The sequence below is a fragment of the Bradyrhizobium sp. LTSPM299 genome (assembly GCF_000938235.1).
Taxonomy (GTDB): domain Bacteria; phylum Pseudomonadota; class Alphaproteobacteria; order Rhizobiales; family Xanthobacteraceae; genus Bradyrhizobium.
Map to the genome: position 1 here is coordinate 460,449 of NZ_JYMU01000049.1, position 16,001 is coordinate 476,449.

Here is a 16,001-nt window from a genome sequence, read left to right on the forward strand (position 1 = left end):
GCGCTTGAAATCCTTGTGAATCCGGCACATCTGGTGGGTCTGTCGGCCTCATTCCGCTCCCCCGTCCAATCCGCAGGAATTTGTTCGTGAACCCTTCACCATCTGCATCGTCGTCGCGACACGGCGATCCCTCCGATCTGTTCGACCAATCCGCCTTAAGCGAGCTCGCGCAGCGCCTGGTCGAAGCCGCCAGGCGCGCCGGTGCCGATGCGGCTGACGCGGTCGCGGTGCGCGGCGTCTCGCAGGGCGTCGAGGTGCGCGACGGTCGCGTCGAGGAGACCGAGCGGTCGGAAGGCGACGATGTCGGGCTGCGGGTGTTCGTCGGCCAGCGCCAGGCGGTGGTCTCGACCAATGACGTCAGCGGCGACGGGGTCGCCAAGCTCGCCGAGCGCGCAGTCGCGATGGCGCGCGTGGCGCCCGACGACAAATATGTCGGCCTCGCCGATGCGGCGCTCCATGCGCGTGATTTCCCCGATCTCGATCTGCTCGACCGCAAGGTTCCCACCACAGCCGAACTGGAGCAGCGCGCCATGGAGGCGGAGACCGCAGCGCTCGCGGTCAAGGGCGTCAGCAAGTCCGGCGGCGCATCGGCTTCGACCGGAATTGGCGGCATGGTGCTGGTGACATCGACCGGCTTCCACGGCTCTTATTTGCGGTCCAGCCACGGCATCTCGACGAGCGCGATCTCCGGTGAGGGGACCGGCATGGAGCGCGATTACGATTTCACCAGCGCGCCGCATGCCTCCGATCTCGATTCACCCACGTCCGTCGGCCGCAGTGCCGGTGAGCGCGCGGTGGCACGGTCGAACCCACGCAAGGTCGAGACCTGCAAGGTGCCTGTGGTGTTCGATCCGCGGGCTGCGGGATCGATCGTCGGCCATCTGGTCGGCGCCATCAACGGCGCCTCGATCGCGCGCAAGACCTCTTTCCTGAAGGACCGGCTCGGCGAACAGCTGTTCTCGAAGGATATCCGCATCATCGACGATCCGTTGCGCCTGCGCGGCCTGCGTTCGCAGACCTTCGACGCCGAGGGCGTCAAGGTGAAGAAGATTGCGCTGATCGACGAGGGCGTGCTGACGACGTGGGTTCTGGACTCCGCGACGGCACGCGAGCTCGGCCTGGTCACGACCGGGCATGCCCATCGCGGCGTGTCCTCCTCGCCGTCGCCGGGAACCTACAATCTGCATCTCGAGCCCGGCACGGCGACGCCGAAGGAATTGATCTCCGACATCAAGCAGGGATTCTATGTCACCGATCTGATCGGATCCGGGGTCAACGGTGTGACCGGCGACTACAGCCGCGGCGCGTCGGGGTTCTGGATCGAGAACGGCGAGATCACCTATCCGGTCAGCGAGGTGACGATCGCGGGCCATCTGCTGCCGATGTTCAAGTCGCTGGTCGCAGCCAATGATTTGGAATTCCGCTACGGCGTCAACGCGCCGACGTTGCGCATCGAGGGACTGACGCTTGGCGGACGCTGATACGGACGACTGGACCAAGGCGCGCGACGCCGCTTTGCTGACCAGATCGGTGCAGGAGGCGGGCCGGCTCGGGCTGTCGCTGTTCCGTACCGAGCTGAAGAACTGGATCAAGGGCGCGTCGTCGCCGGTCTCCGAAGCCGATATCGCGGTCAACGATTTGCTCGAGGCACGGCTGCGGTCCGCGACGCCGGATTACGGCTGGTTGTCGGAGGAGAGCGCGGACGACGAGGCGCGGCTTCGCAAACGGCTGACCTGGATCGTCGATCCGATCGATGGCACCCGCGCCTACCTCGCGGGCCGTGAGGACTGGTGCGTTAGTGTGGCGCTGGTTGAAAATGCAGTGCCGGTGCTCGCGGCGGTTTATGCGCCCGCGACCGAAGAGTTCTTCTTCGCCGCGCGCGGGCAGGGCGCCACCCGCAACGACCTCGCCGTGCACGCCACCGCAGGGACCGGTTTCGATTTCCCGCGCATGGCGGGGCCGAAGCCGCTGGTGCAGCGGCTAAGCGACACATCGGACGAGATCACGCTGTTCCCGCGGATCGGATCGCTGGCGCTGCGGCTGTGCCGGGTCGCGCAAGGCAGCCTTGACGCCGCCTTTGCCGGCGGGCAAAGCCGCGACTGGGACCTTGCCGCCGCGAATTTGATCGTGCAGGAAGCGGATGGTAAGATGACTGCGCTCTCGGGGGATGCGATTGAGTACAATCGCCGGGAGGTGACGCATGGGGTGCTGGTGGCAGCGGGACGCGATCGTCATGCACGCATTGTCGAGCATTTTCGCAACCGTCCACTGCCATGAGGCCACCCCGATCCGCGCCGCGCATCCGACTGCTGCGACCAGAACTCTTACGACCAGAACTCTTGCGACCAGAACTGCGAACACCGTGACCCAACTTGCTTGCCGGGCATCTCGTTAGGAAAGATCCATCATGTCAGACAATGCCCAGCCGCAATTGCTCCACCTCGTGATCGGCGGCGAGTTGACCGATCTGGAACACAACACCTTCAAGAATCTCGACGAGGTCGAGATCGTCGGTGTGTATCCGAATTATGCGACCGCCCATGCGGCCTGGAAGGCGAAGGCGCAGCAGACCGTCGATAACGCCCAGATGCGCTATTTCGTCGTCCACCTCCACCGGTTGCTCGACCCCGAGCAGGACGCAAAGCACTCCCATTGAAACGCCTGTTTCGCGATTTGCTGCGCAGCCGCTTTGTGCAGCGCGCGCTGGGTGTGCTTGCGGCCGAGTATTTGCGGTTGGTCTGGCTGACCAACCGCTTTGTCTACGACCCGCCGGATGTCTACGCGCAGGTCGAGCCGATGATGCCGGCGATCTTCGTGTTCTGGCACGGCCAGCACTTCATGACGCCGTTCATCAGGATCAAGGAGAGCTATCGCGCCAAGGTGCTGATCTCCCGCCACCGCGACGGTGAGTTCAACGCCATCGCGGCCGAGCGGCTCGGCATCGGCACTATCAGAGGTTCCGGCGACCATTCCGGCGCGTTCCATCGCAAGGGCGGCGTCGGCGCCTTCATGGAGATGGGCCGGGCGCTGGAAGATGGCTGGAACGTTGCGACCACCGCCGACGTGCCGAAGCGGGCGCGGGTGGCTGGGTTGGGCGCCATCATGCTGGCGCGGGAGACCGGCCGGCCGATCCTGGCTCTTGCGATGGTCACCAGCCGGTTCGTCCGGTTGAAAAACTGGGACTCCACCACCATCAATTTGCCATTCGGACGCGGCGCAGTGGTAGGTATTGAGCCGGTTCACGTGCCAGCCGATGCCGATTCCGAAACCATGGAAAAGCTTCGGCAGCACGTTGAGTTCCTTCTGAACGAGGCGACCCGGCGTGCCTATGCAGCCGTCGGGCGACCGGAGGCAGCGCTTGACTAGCTCGCTCCCGATGACGTTGCGCGTTTACCGCAAGCTGTCGTTCGCGATGGTGCCGCTGGCGCCTGCCTTGATCAAGCGACGGCTCAAGCTCGGCAAGGAAGATCCCGAACGGGTCGGCGAGCGGCGCGGCATGAGCGACGATGTCCGGCCGCATGGTCCGCTGGTCTGGATCCACGGCGCGAGCGTCGGCGAAGTGCTGGCGGCCGCAGCGCTGATCGAACGCTTGCGCGCGCTCAATCTGCGTATCCTCGTCACGTCAGGCACGGTGACTTCGGCTGCGATCGTTGCCAAACGTTTCCCGCCCGACGTGATCCACCAATACGTGCCATATGACTCGCCGCGCTATGTTGCGCGGTTCCTCGATCACTGGCAGCCATCGCTGGCGCTGTTCATCGAGTCCGATTTGTGGCCGAACCTGATCCTGTCGAGCGCCGCGCGGCGGCTGCCGATGGTGCTGATCAATGGGCGGATGTCGCAGCGCTCGTTCCCGCGCTGGCGCCGGGTCTCCAACACGATCTCCGCGTTGCTCGGACGCTTCGAGCTGTGCCTCGCGCAGTCGAATACCGATGGCGAGCGCTTTGCCACGCTCGGCGGCCGCAACGTCATCACCACGGGCAATCTCAAGCTCGACGTCGCGGCACCGCCCGCCGATCCAGCCAAGCTGGAGCGGCTGATGTCGGTGACGCGCGGCCGCCCGATCGTGGTCGCGGCGTCCACCCATCCGGGCGAGGAAGAGATCCTGATCGAGGCGCACAAGACGCTCTCGGGGTTCTTCCCGGGATTGCTGACCGTGATCGTGCCGCGCCATGCCGATCGCGGCGAAGCGGTCGCGCGGCTGGTGACGGATGCCGGGTTGCGCCCCGGCCTGCGCTCGCGCGAGGACCTGCCGGTCGCGACCACCGACATCTATGTCGCCGATACCATGGGCGAGCTCGGCCTGTTCTACCGGCTGGCCCCGATCGTGTTCATGGGCGGCTCGCTGGTCGAGCATGGCGGACAAAATCCGATCGAGGCGGTGAAGCTCGGCGCCGCGATCGTGCATGGTCCGCATGTCTTCAATTTCACCGACGTCTATGACGCGCTCGATCGGGCTGGCGGCGCCAGGCGCGCCGATGGCCAGGAAGCGCTGGTCAAGCAGCTCGGCCAGTTCCTCGCCGATCCTGCGGCGCGTGAGGTATCGCTGGCGGCATCGGAACGTGTCGTCGAGCAGCTCGGCGGTGCGCTGGAGCGCACGCTTGCGGCACTGGAGCCCTATTTGTTGCAGTTGCGGCTCGAGATGGGAGCCGCCAATGCGTGAGCCGGCCTTCTGGCACCGGCCGTCGTCTTGGACATCGCAACTGTTGAGACCACTTGCCGCGCTTTACGGCGCGGTCGCCGCGCAGCGCCTGCAGCGCGTCGGCGTCGATGCCGGGATTCCCGTGCTTTGCGTCGGCAATTATCACGTCGGCGGCGCCGGCAAGACGCCGACGGTGCTGGCGCTGGCAAAGCTGTTGCGCGAGCTCGAGGAACGGCCGGTCGTGCTCAGCCGCGGCTATGGCGGTAGACTGCGTGGGCCGGTCAAGGTCGATCTTGACAGACACACCGCATCAGATGTCGGCGACGAGCCCCTGATGATGGCGGCTGGGCTGCCGGTCGTGATTTCGCGCGATCGCGCCGAGGGCGTCGCGCTGGCGCGATCGCAAGGCGCAAGTGTGATCCTGATGGATGACGGCTTCCAGAATCCAGCCGTCGTCAAGGATGCCTCGCTGATCGTGATCGACGGCACGCGCGGGCTCGGCAATGGCCGGGTGATTCCGGCGGGGCCGTTGCGCGCGCCGTTGCGGCCGCAGCTCGAGCGCACTGACGCGCTGATCGTCGTCGGCGAGGGGCCGGCCGCGCAGAAGGTCGCGGCCGAGATCGCGGCGCGCGGCAAGCCCGTGCTGTCGGCGCATCTGAAACCCGACGAGACCTCGCTCGCCGCGCTGCGCGGCAAGCGCGTCCTTGCGTTTGCCGGCATCGGCGATCCCGTGCGCTTTTTCAACACGCTACGGGCGAGCGGCCTCGAGGTCGTGCGCGGCAAGGCCTTCGCCGATCATCATGCCTTTACGAAAGGTGAGATCGAAGATCTCGTCACGGAGGCTGCGCGTGACGGCTTGACGCTGGTGACGACGGAAAAGGACCTTGCGCGATTGCGTGGCGCGGACGGCATGTCAGCCTGGGCACAGGCGATCGTGCCTTTCGCGGTGACGCTGCAATTCGAGGACACCGCCGCGTTGCGGCGTTTCGTGACCGATCAGCTGTTCAAGGCGAGGGACGGGAGATGGCGCAAGTAAGCCAGCCCTTGTTGACCCTAGGTCTGCGGCTTGAGCGCGCCAGGAAAATGGCGCTGCAGCACCGCGGTCGGAACGGCGTAGGCCTCCTGCAGGTCGACGCTCCAGTATTTCAGTTCGTCGAGCGGAATCCGCGCATCCGTGATCGCGCAGCGCACATAGGTGCCGGGCGAGATCACGCGGAAATCACCGTCGAGATATTGCACCTGCGCTTCGCCATGGCCCGAGGGACCGAACTTGTTCAGCACGATGGAGCTCCGATTGTCCTCTTACGACACTTGCCTCGTGCGAGGCTTACTGGATGTTCATGAAACCGTCTATCACAGATAGGGTGTCGTGTCCGCCCGTTAAACCACCGACTTGTGATGATTTGGCGGCGGAAGCACATGATAGCGTTGCACAAATGGTTCGCGGTGGATCCAGCACCATAGCGAGACGGCCGGACCGGATGCGCCTCAAGTCAGCGTTGATTTTTCTGATGCTCGCCGCGCCGCTTGCGGCCGCAGCACCTCTGCCGGCCCCGCAACAGGTCGAGATCTCCGATGGCAATGTCACCCTGCACGCGCAGCTGTTCCGGCCTGACGGCGATGGACCGTTTCCGGTTGTTATTGCATTGCATGGCTGCGGCGGCCTCGCCAGCCGCTCCGAGCCGGTGCTGCCGCGTTATCGCGACTGGGCCGAGGAGCTGCTGACGACGGGGCACGCGGTGCTGCTGCCGGACAGCTACGGCTCGCGCGAGCTGGGTCCGCAATGCCGCACGAAGGAGCATCAGGTCCAGATCCGGCGCGAGCGGGTGGCCGACATCAACGCCGCGCGGCAGTGGCTGGTGCAGCAGAAATGGGTGGCACATGATCGCATCAGCCTGGTCGGCTGGGGCAACGGCGCCGCCGCCCTGCTGTGGGCGGTGCGGCCGCAAATGTGGTCGCGCAACGTTGAGCCGGATTTCCGTTCGGCGATCGCGTTCTATCCGGATTGCCGCTCGTCCTCCGGTCTTGGCTGGAGCGCGCGGGTGCCGACGCTGGTCCTGATCGGTGGACGCGACGATGTCGCGTCACCGTCGGCCTGTCACCAGATGGTCGACGGCGCCCGCGGCCGCAGCGCGCTTGCCAGGATCGTGGTTTATCCGGATGCCTATCATGGCTTCGATCGCGCCAATTTGCCGCTCCATGTGATCGCGGCCTCGTCCGATGTTGCGATCGATGAGCGCGGTCACGTCGGCACCGACACCGACGCGCGCAAGGATGCGCAAAAGCGCGTTGCCGAATGGCTGGCGCGCTAAAACAGGCTGCCCTGATCGATCGGCTTTGCGATGCGCTTGGGTGCGACCGCAGTCTTCGCCTCACGTGGCGGCTGCGGCCTGGGCTCGCTCGCGGGCGTCGCCGTAGGCGGCGGCCGATCGGCGTCGGCGGTGGCTGCCACGCGGCCGTCGGCGAATTCGATCGAGAGGCTGGCACCGGGGCCGATGGCGGTCGCCGCGTGGACCGCATGGCCGCGCTCGTCGCGCACCAGCGCAAAGCCGCGCGCCAGTACGCCGCGATAGGACAGCGCCGACAGCAGCTGTCCGCTATGCGCGACGCGGGCCTCGAGCCGCTGCATCGCGGTTTTCAGCGCGCGGCGGGCGCGTTCGGCGAGGCGGTGGGTGCGCTCCAGATCGCGCGCGATCGCGTTGCGCTGGGCCTTGGCATTGGCGAGCTTCGAGGCCTTCAGCCGGATCTCGAGCCCGGCAAAGCGTTCGCGCCGGCGGTGCAGCAGGGCGCGCGCCGACAGATTGATGCGTTCACCGGAGACGGTCAGCCGTTGCCGCGCATGCGCGACCTGGCCGCGCAGCACGCCGATGGTCAGCCGCGCGCTGCTGGCGGCGAAGCGGCGGAAATGCGCGTGCGTGTTGGCCTTCAACCCACGCGGCAGCGCCGCACCGAGATGATCGAACCGTTGCCGCGGGATCGCGAGCAACTCGCTCGCCGCAGGCAGCGCACGTGCCGCGGCGCGCAGTTCGTTGCGGCGCGCCTCCTGGCTGCGCTGCCAGCATACCATGGTGCGGCGGGCTAGCCCCGCGACCTCGACCATCAGCTCGCTGCGCACCGGCACCGCCATTTCGGCGGCGGCGGTCGGCGTCGGCGCGCGCTTGTCGGCGACAAAGTCGATCAGCGTGATATCGGTCTCGTGGCCGACCGCCGAGATCAGCGGGATGTGGCTTTCGGCCGCGGCGCGGACCACGATCTCCTCGTTGAACGACCAGAGATCCTCCAGCGAGCCGCCGCCTCGCGCGACGATCAGCAAATCAGGGCGCGGAATCCGGCCGCCTTCCGGCAGCGCGTTGAAGCCGCGGATCGCGGCGGCCACCTGTTCGGCCGAGCCTTCGCCCTGGACCTTGACTGGCCACACCAGCACGTGGCGGGGAAAGCGGTCCTCGAGCCGGTGCAGGATGTCCCGGATCACGGCGCCGGTCGGCGAGGTGACGACGCCGATGACTTCGGGCAGCCACGGCAAAAGCTGCTTGCGGGCTTCGTCGAACAGGCCTTCGGCGGCGAGCTTCTTCTTGCGCTCCTCCATCAGCGCCATCAACGCGCCGACGCCGGCCGGTTCCAGCGACTCGATGACGATCTGGTATTTCGAGGAGTTTGGATAGGTCGTCAGCTTGCCGGTTGCGATGACCTCGAGCCCTTCCTGCGGCTTGAAGCGCATCCGGGCGTGGGCGAACTTCCAGACGACAGCCTCGATCTTGGCGTTCTCGTCCTTGAGCGCGAAGTAACAGTGCCCGGAGGAATGCGGGCCGCGGAAGCCGGAGATCTCGCCGCGGACGCGGACATGGCCGAAGCGGTCCTCCACGGTCCGCTTCAGGGCGGAGGAGAGTTCCGAGACGGTAAATTCGGGCGCGTTGACGAGATTCGGGGTAGCGGTCATTCGACTTATAGAATCGGGGTTTTCGCCCCCATGTGCAAGGTCCGAGCGGCCCATTTCGGGCACCGGTTCACATATCCACATGGGGCCGGACTGCTCGATTGCGGCGGTCCGGAGCCGTGCTACACCGTGCCAAACCGCGTCGCACCCCTAAATTGGCTGTATTCATGAACATCCTCCTGCTCGGTTCCGGCGGCCGCGAACACGCTCTTGCGTGGAAGATCGCGGCGTCTCCGCTGCTGACGAAACTGTGGTGCGCGCCGGGCAATGCCGGGATTGCGCGCGAGGCCGAATGCGTCGCGCTCGATGTCGCCGACCATCCGGCGGTGATCGACTTCTGCAAGCGCAACGCGGTCGATCTTGTGGTGGTCGGGCCTGAGACGCCGCTCGCGGCCGGCATCGTCGACGATCTCACAGTCGCCGGTATCAAGGCATTTGGGCCGCGCAAGTACGCCGCTCAGCTCGAGGGCTCCAAGGGATTTACAAAAGACCTCTGCAGCGAATTCAACATTCCGACCGGCGCCTATCGCCGGTTCGACAACGCCCACGACGCGCTGGCCTATGTCCGTGCGCAGGGCGCGCCGATCGTGGTCAAGGCCGACGGGCTTGCCGCCGGCAAGGGCGTCGTGGTGGCAATGACGCTGGCTGAAGCCGAGGCCGCGATCGCCATGATGTTCGACGGCGCGTTCGGCTCGGCTGGCGCCGAGGTGGTGATCGAGGAGTTCCTGTCGGGCCGCGAGATCAGTTTCTTCGCGCTCTGTGATGGCGAGACCGCGATCCCGCTGGCGACCGCCCAGGACCACAAGCGCGTGTTTGATCACGACGAGGGCCCGAACACTGGCGGCATGGGCGCCTATTCGCCGACGCCGTTCGTGACGCCAGAGATCTACGACCATATCATGGCGTGGATCATCCTGCCGACGGTCGCCGGAATGAAAAGCCGCGGCACGCCGTTCGCGGGCGTACTTTATGCCGGCGTGATGCTGACGGAGCAGGGCCCAAAACTGTTCGAGTACAACGTTCGCTTCGGCGATCCCGAATGCCAGGTGCTGATGCTGCGGATGATGTCGGACATCGTGCCGGCCTTCCTCGCTGCCTGCGACGGACAACTGAAGCATTTCGATCTGCGCTGGTATCCGGAGCCAGCGCTGACGGTGGTGATGGCGGCGAAGGGCTATCCCGGCGATTACGCCAAGGGCACGCGGATCGACGGGTTGGATGACGCCGCCAAGGTCGAGGGCGTCGAGATCTTCCACGCCGGCACGGTGGCCAAGGACGGCGCGATCCTCGCCAATGGCGGGCGCGTGCTGAATGTGTCTGCGATGGGGAAGACCGTCACCGAGGCCAGAGATCGTGCCTATCAGGCGGTCGACCGGATCAAATGGCCCGACGGTTTCTGTCGCCGCGACATTGCGTGGCAGGCGGTGGAGCAGGAGAAGAGCTAGTACGTCATTCCGGACGACGCGCATTGCGCGTCGATCCGGAATCCCGATGTTGCTTGCGCGTCTTCCCCTCATCTCGAGATTCCGGGTTCGGCGCTCTGCGCCGCCCCCCGGAATGACCGCGTGGTGTCAGAGCAAATCCCCGCCCGCCGCTGATGCCGTCGTCCCGTGTTCGCGGAACGCCTTGATGACGTTCTTGCCGATCTTCCACTTGTGCACCTCGTCGGGACCGTCGACCAGCCGCTGCGAGCGCACCTGGGTGTACCATTTCGCGAGCGGCGTATCCTGGCTGAAGCCGAGCGCGCCGTGGAGCTGGATCGCGGTGTCGATCACCTTGTGCACCATATGCGCATGGAAGATCTTCGCGATCGAGTTCTCCTGCCTGATGTCGAGGCCCTTCTCCGCCTTGTAGGCGATGTGCAGCAGCATCAGCCGGCCGATATAGAGCTCACTTGCGCAGTCGGCGAGCATGAACTGCACCCCCTGGCGGTCGGCCAGCAAATGGCCGAAGGTCGAGCGTTTGGTGATGTGGGCGACGGCCATGTCGAGCGCGCGCTGCGCCTTGGCGACGTTGTGCATGCCGTGACGCAGCCGGCCATAGGCAAGACGATGCTGGCCCATGTTGAAGCCGTTGCCCTCGCCGCCGAGCAGATTGTCCGCTGATACCTTCAGGTCCTTGATCTCGATCTCGGAATGGCCGCCATGGATGACGTCGTCGTGCGGGCCCTCGATTGCCATGTTCGCGATGTTGCGCTTGATACGATAGCCGGGGTTCGGCAGCTCGACGATGAATGTCGAGTATTGCTTGTGGCGCGGCGCATTCGGATCGGTCTTGGCCATCACCAGCGCCATGTCGGCGACGCTCGCGGACGAGGAGAACCATTTCTCGCCGTTGAGGACGTAATTCTCGTTGCCGTCCTTCACGGCGGTGGTCTGCATGCCGGTGGCGTCGGCGCCGGCGGCCTTTTCCGTCATCGAGAAGCAGATGCGCTTCTCGCCGTTGAGCAGCGGCTTGAGGAACTTCTCCTTCTGATATTCCGTGCCGTGCGCCAGGATGGTCATCATCGAGGCGTCGTCGGGCCCCTGCGTGTTCATCGACAGCGCGCCGAGCATGCTTTCGCCGAGCTCCATCTGCACCAGCGCGTTGGCCAATGGGCCGAGCCCCATACCGCCGTATTCCTTGGGCACGAACGGGCACCACAGGCCCTGCGCGCGGGCCTTCTTTCGCAGCGGGCTCAGCACCTCGGCGAGCGGCTTGGTGTCGAGTTCCTTCTCCGCGGGGATGCACTCGTCGTGCACGAACTTGCGGACCTTCTCGCGGATCGCCTTGGCTTCGGCCGGAATCTCGAAATCGATCGACATGGCACTTCCTCATTTCGGTTTGTTGTTGGCGCGGCTTGGGAATGGCATAAACCTGCGATCTGCCAGCGGCAACGACAAACAAAGTTTGAAGCAGCCACGCCGCGACAGGGAAGGACGCCACGATGCCTGATCTCGCTGATCTTTTTCCCGGCTACGCCTCCGAATGGATCAATACCTCGCAGGGCCGCATCTTCGCCCGCGTCGGCGGCAAAGGGCCGCCGCTGTTGCTGCTGCACGGATTCTCGTCGACGCATGTGATGTGGCATCAGGTGGCGCCGCAACTCGACGACAGATTCACGCTGATCATCCCCGACCTGCCGGGCTACGGCCGGTCCGACATGCCCGATAGCGACGAGAACCACACGCCCTACACCAAGCGCGCGTGGGCAAAGACCATGATCGAGGCCATGGGGCAGCTCGGTCATGTGCATTTCGCGCTCGCCGGCCACGATCGCGGCGGTCGCGTGTCGTACCGGCTGGCGCTCGATCATCCCGGCCGGTTGTCAAAGCTCGCGGTGCTCGATATCGCACCGACATATGATTACTGGGAGCGGCTGAACCGGCTGTCCGCGCTGAAGATCTACCACTGGGCGTTTCTGGCGCAGCCATATCCACTGCCGGAAACGCTGATCTCGGGGCATGGCGAGTTCTTCCTGAAGGAGAAGATGGCGAGCCAGACCAAGAGCAAGACGCTCGCTCCCATCGATCCGCGCGCGCTGGAGCATTACCTGGCGCCGTTCCGCGATCCCGCGCGCATCCATGCGATGTGCGAGGACTACCGCGCCGGCGCCTATGCCGACTACGAGATCGACAAGGCCGATGTCAATGCGGGCAACAAGATCACGATTCCGATGCTGGCGTTATGGGGTGATGCCGGCGTTGCCAACGCCGCGACCACGCCGCTCGATACCTGGAAGACATGGGCGACCAATGTGTCTGGCGCGTCGGTGGATTCCGGACATTTTTTGACCGAGGAGAATCCGGGTGTGACCGCGAAGCTGTTGCGGGAGTTTTTCCTGGCGGCGTAGCCACAAGGTAACCTGTCATACCCGCGCATGCGGGTAGTACGCCGCGGCTTATCGATTGATCACTGCTGTCTCTGGAATACTGGATCATCCGCTTTCGCGGATGATGACCGCGGTGGGGAGGCGCGGGCCTGCCCCTACCTCCGTTCCTTGAAAAAATCCTTCAGCAGCGTCGCCGACTCGCGCTCGCCGACTGCGCCGTAGACCTCTGGCACATGGTGGCATGTCGGCTGCGCAAAGAACCGCACGCCTGATTCCACCGCGCCGCCCTTGGGGTCGGCCGCGCCGTAATAGAGCCGTCGGATGCGCGCCAGCGAGATTGCGCCGGCGCACATGGTGCAGGGCTCGAGGGTGACGTAGAGGTCGCAATCGACCAGCCGCTCGGTGCCGATGGTTTCGGCGGCCTGCCGGAGCGCCAGAATCTCGGCATGGGCGGTGGGGTCGCGGTCGGTCAGCGTGCGGTTGCTGGCGGTGGCGATCACCTCATAACCCCGCACAATCACGCATCCGATCGGGACCTCGCCCGATTTTCCGGCATTTTTGGCCGTTTTCAGCGCCAAATCCATAAAAGAGGGGGCTGTCATACCTCGTATCATCGGAAGAAACCTGCTACTAGCTCGCCTTCAGCAAAAGTGGATGCCGGTTTTGCGTCAAACGCGCCGCCAACAGGGCGCGTACGGCCGGTCACCCTTGCACCTCAATTGAACGTCCAGCGAGATTATTCATGCCCCGCGACAGCGATAAAAACAACGATTCCGGCGGCCGGCGTGATCGTCCTGGCGGTGGAAAAGGCCGTCCCGGCGGCAGCAAAGGCCGCTCCGGTGCCGCCCGCGGCCCGGACAAGAAGTTCGCCAAGCGTGGCTTTGGGGGCAAGGATTCGGCCGGCAAGGGTGATGGCGAGAAGCGCGCGTTCGGCGGTGATCGTCCGCCGCGCCGCGAGTTCGGCGACAAGCCGAAGTTCAATCGTGAGGATCGCCCGCGCGGCGATCGGCCATTCAGCCCTCGTCCTCCGCGCGATGGCGATGGCGAGAAGCGCCCGTTCAAGCCGCGTGGCGATAGGCCCTTCAGCGCACGTCCGGCCCGCGACGGGGATGGCGAGAAGCGTTCGTTCAAGCCACGCGAAGATCGCGGTGGCGAAAAGCGCCCCTACACCCCGCGTGGCGACCGCCCGAACTTTAACCGCGACGATCGCCCACCGCGCCGTGATCGCGATGACGCTCGCCCGGCCGCACGGTCCTCTGATCGGAAGTTCGGCGACAAGAAGCCTTACACGCCGCGCGACCGTGATGGCGAGAAACGCCCCTACACGCCGCGCGGCGAAGGTTTCCGCAAGGATGGTGACCGGCCGCGGGGTGATCGCCCTTACAGTCCGCGCCCGCCGCGCGATGGCGACCGGCCGGAACGGAAATTCGGCGGGGAGCGGAAATTCTCGCCGCGGGGCGCGCCAGATCGTGGTCCGCGCAAGGATTTCGGCGACAGGGCGGACCGTGGTCCGCGTAAAGATTTCGGCGATCGGCCGCAGCGCGGCGAATCCAAGCCGTGGCAGAAGCGCGATGACCGGGGCGACCGCGATTCGCGCCCGCCGCGCGATGGCGCACGGAGTTTCGACAGGCCGCGCTCCGATAAGCCGCGCGAGGATCGCGAACAGGGCGATCGTCCGAAATTCAGCCGTCCGCGCTGGGATCGCTCCGGGGATCGCAAAGAGGAAGGCGGCGACCGTCGTGAGCGGCCCGAAGGCCGCACGGGCTGGCAGGAACATCCGCGCAGTGAAGGCGGTTTCGGCGATCGTCCGCGCCGCGAGAACGAGGACGACAGCAAGGTCTTCGCGAAGCGCCCGGCCTTTGGAGGCCGCGGCGCCTATCGCGAACGGCCCGACTTCGATCGGCGCGAGCGTCCCGAACCGAAGCCGAAGAAGGCAGGCGAGCGCATCGCAAAAGTTCTGGCACGCGCCGGTCTCGCCTCGCGCCGTGATGCCGAGGAGATGGTCACGCAGGGCCGCGTCACCGTTAACGGCCGCGTGATCAACTCGCCGGCGCTTGATGTCACCGAGAACGATGTCGTGGCCGTCAACGGCAAGCAATTGCCGCCGCGCGAGCGAACGCGGTTGTTCATGTATCACAAGCCGCGCGGGCTGATGACGACGCATGCCGACCCGGAAGGGCGGCCGACCGTGTTCGATAATCTGCCGGAGGGCCTGCCGCGGCTGATCTCGATCGGCCGACTCGATTTCAACACCGAGGGCCTGCTGCTGCTCACCAATGACGGCGGGGTCGCTCGCACGCTGGAGCATCCCGACACCGGCTGGCTGCGCCGCTACCGCGTCCGCGCGCATGGCGAGGTGACGCAGGAACAGCTCGACCAGTTGAAGAACGGCATCGAGGTCGACGGCGTCAAATATGGCCCGATCGATGCGACGCTGGAGCGCGACCAGGGCGCCAATGTCTGGGTGGTGTTCGCGATCCGCGAGGGCAAGAACCGCGAGGTTCGTAACGTGATGGCGCATCTCGGCCTCGAAGTGAACCGTCTGATCCGGGTCTCCTACGGTCCGTTCCAACTCGGCGAGCTCGAGGAGGGCAAGGTCGAGGAGGTCAAGACGCGCGTGCTGCGCGAGCAGCTCGGCGAGAAGATCGCAAAGCTTGCCGGCGCGGATTTCAACCGGCCGGAGCAGCGCAAGGCCGAGGTCGAGGCCGACGATTCGGGCGATGCACCTGACGGCAAGAAGCCGTTCAAGCCCGCGGGCAAGAGCGCGCTGATCAACGACCGCAAGGGCCGCCGCGTGCTGGTGCAGCGCACCGGCAGCGACGAGGCGCGCGCGCGCAACGAGGACGAAGCCAATGGCTACGGCCCGCCGCGCCGCCCCAAGCGCGGCTATCACGGCAAGCGCGATCTCACGCCGAAGGACGAGTAATACGCGATGCGCGTCGTCGGGGGTCGACTGAAGGGGCGCAATCTCGCGTCGCCGTCAGGTCGCGAGATCAGGCCGACCGCGGATCGGCTGCGCGAATCCGTGTTCAACATCCTGATCCACGCGTACGACAACCCGATCGCGGACGCACGCGTGCTGGATCTGTTCGCCGGCACCGGCGCGCTGGGAATCGAAGCCGTCTCGCGCGGCGCAAAATTCACGCTGTTCGTCGACAACGGTGCAGAGGCACGTGCGCTGTTGCGCAACAACGTGGAGTCACTGGGCCTCGGCGGCGTGACAAAAGTCTATCGCCGCGATGCCACCGATCTCGGCCCCGCGCACCCGATGGAGCCGTTCTCGCTGGCGTTCCTCGATCCGCCCTACGGCAAGGGTCTCGCCGACAAGGCGCTCGCCTCGCTGCGCGACGGCGGCTGGCTGACGCCGGGCGCGCTGGTCGTCGTCGAGGAAGCAAAGGCCGCGGCGTTCGCGGCGCCTGAAGGATTCGAAGAGCTCGAGCGCCGCGCGTATGACGATACGGAGTTTGTGTTTTTGCAGAGGACGTAGTGCTTCCGCGTGCTCTCTTGTCGTCACCCGCGCATGCGGGTGATCCAGTACGCCGAGGCCTCTCGTCCAATCACGTCCGCCGCGGCGTACTGGGTCGCCCGGTCAAGCCGGGCGATGACAGCTGTGT

General features: G+C 65.7%; 15 protein-coding genes. 11 read left to right on the plus strand and 4 right to left on the minus strand.

The annotated features are described in order from the left end of the window. Window positions 1-86 precede the first annotated feature (86 nt). From UP10_RS25395 to lpxK, 6 genes are all read left to right on the plus strand, one after another. Entirely contained in the window at window positions 87-1,481 is a 1,395-nt protein-coding gene (locus UP10_RS25395; protein ID WP_044590119.1) for a TldD/PmbA family protein, read from the plus strand. Beyond that, window positions 1,468-2,277, plus strand: coding sequence for a 3'(2'),5'-bisphosphate nucleotidase CysQ (locus UP10_RS25400; RefSeq protein WP_044589918.1), 810 nt, complete (start codon window positions 1,468-1,470; stop codon window positions 2,275-2,277). Before UP10_RS25395 ends, UP10_RS25400 begins: the two co-directional genes overlap by 14 nt. A 130-nt stretch (window positions 2,278-2,407) precedes the next feature. Continuing rightward, window positions 2,408-2,656: a DUF4170 domain-containing protein gene (locus tag UP10_RS25405; RefSeq protein ID WP_029079221.1), complete on the plus strand. Its 249-nt coding sequence runs from the start codon at window positions 2,408-2,410 to the stop codon at window positions 2,654-2,656. Continuing rightward, on the plus strand, window positions 2,653-3,366 hold the full coding sequence (locus tag UP10_RS25410; protein WP_044589919.1) for a lysophospholipid acyltransferase family protein: 714 nt from the start codon (window positions 2,653-2,655) through the stop codon (window positions 3,364-3,366). Before UP10_RS25405 ends, UP10_RS25410 begins: the two co-directional genes overlap by 4 nt. Next, on the plus strand, window positions 3,329-4,663 hold the full coding sequence (locus tag UP10_RS25415) for a 3-deoxy-D-manno-octulosonic acid transferase (RefSeq protein WP_044589920.1): 1,335 nt from the start codon (window positions 3,329-3,331) through the stop codon (window positions 4,661-4,663). The genes UP10_RS25410 and UP10_RS25415 overlap by 38 nt, the downstream gene beginning before the upstream one ends. Further along, window positions 4,656-5,678, plus strand: coding sequence for a tetraacyldisaccharide 4'-kinase (lpxK, locus tag UP10_RS25420; protein WP_044589921.1), 1,023 nt, complete (start codon window positions 4,656-4,658; stop codon window positions 5,676-5,678). Before UP10_RS25415 ends, lpxK begins: the two co-directional genes overlap by 8 nt. Window positions 5,679-5,695: 17 nt before the next feature. Here the strand turns inward: lpxK and UP10_RS25425 are convergent, their stop codons facing one another. Next, window positions 5,696-5,923, minus strand: coding sequence for a DUF2093 domain-containing protein (locus tag UP10_RS25425; protein WP_044589922.1), 228 nt, complete (start codon window positions 5,921-5,923; stop codon window positions 5,696-5,698). Between the two features lie 200 nt (window positions 5,924-6,123). On the opposite strand from UP10_RS25425, the gene UP10_RS25430 reads away from it, so the two are divergent. Next, a complete protein-coding gene (locus tag UP10_RS25430) occupies window positions 6,124-6,954 on the plus strand; it encodes a dienelactone hydrolase family protein (RefSeq protein WP_044589923.1) in 831 nt (276 codons plus the stop codon). On the opposite strand, the gene xseA is transcribed toward UP10_RS25430, so the two are convergent. Continuing rightward, on the minus strand, window positions 6,951-8,579 hold the full coding sequence (xseA, locus tag UP10_RS25435) for an exodeoxyribonuclease VII large subunit (protein ID WP_044589924.1): 1,629 nt from the start codon (window positions 8,577-8,579) through the stop codon (window positions 6,951-6,953). The genes UP10_RS25430 and xseA overlap by 4 nt on opposite strands. Before the next feature lie 164 nt (window positions 8,580-8,743). Here xseA and purD point away from each other — a divergent pair, with 164 nt between their 5' ends. Beyond that, a complete protein-coding gene (gene purD / locus UP10_RS25440; protein ID WP_044589925.1) occupies window positions 8,744-10,021 on the plus strand; it encodes a phosphoribosylamine--glycine ligase in 1,278 nt (425 codons plus the stop codon). 126 nt (window positions 10,022-10,147) lie between these two features. On the opposite strand, the gene UP10_RS25445 is transcribed toward purD, so the two are convergent. Next, a complete protein-coding gene (locus UP10_RS25445; protein ID WP_044589926.1) occupies window positions 10,148-11,380 on the minus strand; it encodes an acyl-CoA dehydrogenase family protein in 1,233 nt (410 codons plus the stop codon). Window positions 11,381-11,502: 122 nt separating this feature from the next. Between UP10_RS25445 and UP10_RS25450 the strand changes: the two genes are divergently transcribed. Then, window positions 11,503-12,408 carry an alpha/beta fold hydrolase gene (locus UP10_RS25450; RefSeq protein WP_044589927.1) on the plus strand — a complete coding sequence of 302 codons (906 nt, stop codon included), beginning with the start codon at window positions 11,503-11,505 and terminating at the stop codon, window positions 12,406-12,408. A 134-nt stretch (window positions 12,409-12,542) separates the two neighbouring features. Here UP10_RS25450 and UP10_RS25455 read toward each other — a convergent pair whose 3' ends face one another. Beyond that, on the minus strand, window positions 12,543-13,001 hold the full coding sequence (locus tag UP10_RS25455) for a nucleoside deaminase (RefSeq protein WP_044589928.1): 459 nt from the start codon (window positions 12,999-13,001) through the stop codon (window positions 12,543-12,545). 128 nt (window positions 13,002-13,129) lie between these two features. Here UP10_RS25455 and UP10_RS25460 point away from each other — a divergent pair, with 128 nt between their 5' ends. Beyond that, the gene (locus UP10_RS25460; RefSeq protein ID WP_044589929.1) at window positions 13,130-15,313 is read left to right on the plus strand and encodes a pseudouridine synthase; all 2,184 of its coding nucleotides are present in this window, start codon (window positions 13,130-13,132) and stop codon (window positions 15,311-15,313) included. 6 nt (window positions 15,314-15,319) lie between these two features. Then, on the plus strand, window positions 15,320-15,874 hold the full coding sequence (gene rsmD, locus UP10_RS25465; protein WP_044589930.1) for a 16S rRNA (guanine(966)-N(2))-methyltransferase RsmD: 555 nt from the start codon (window positions 15,320-15,322) through the stop codon (window positions 15,872-15,874). Window positions 15,875-16,001 lie beyond the last annotated feature (127 nt).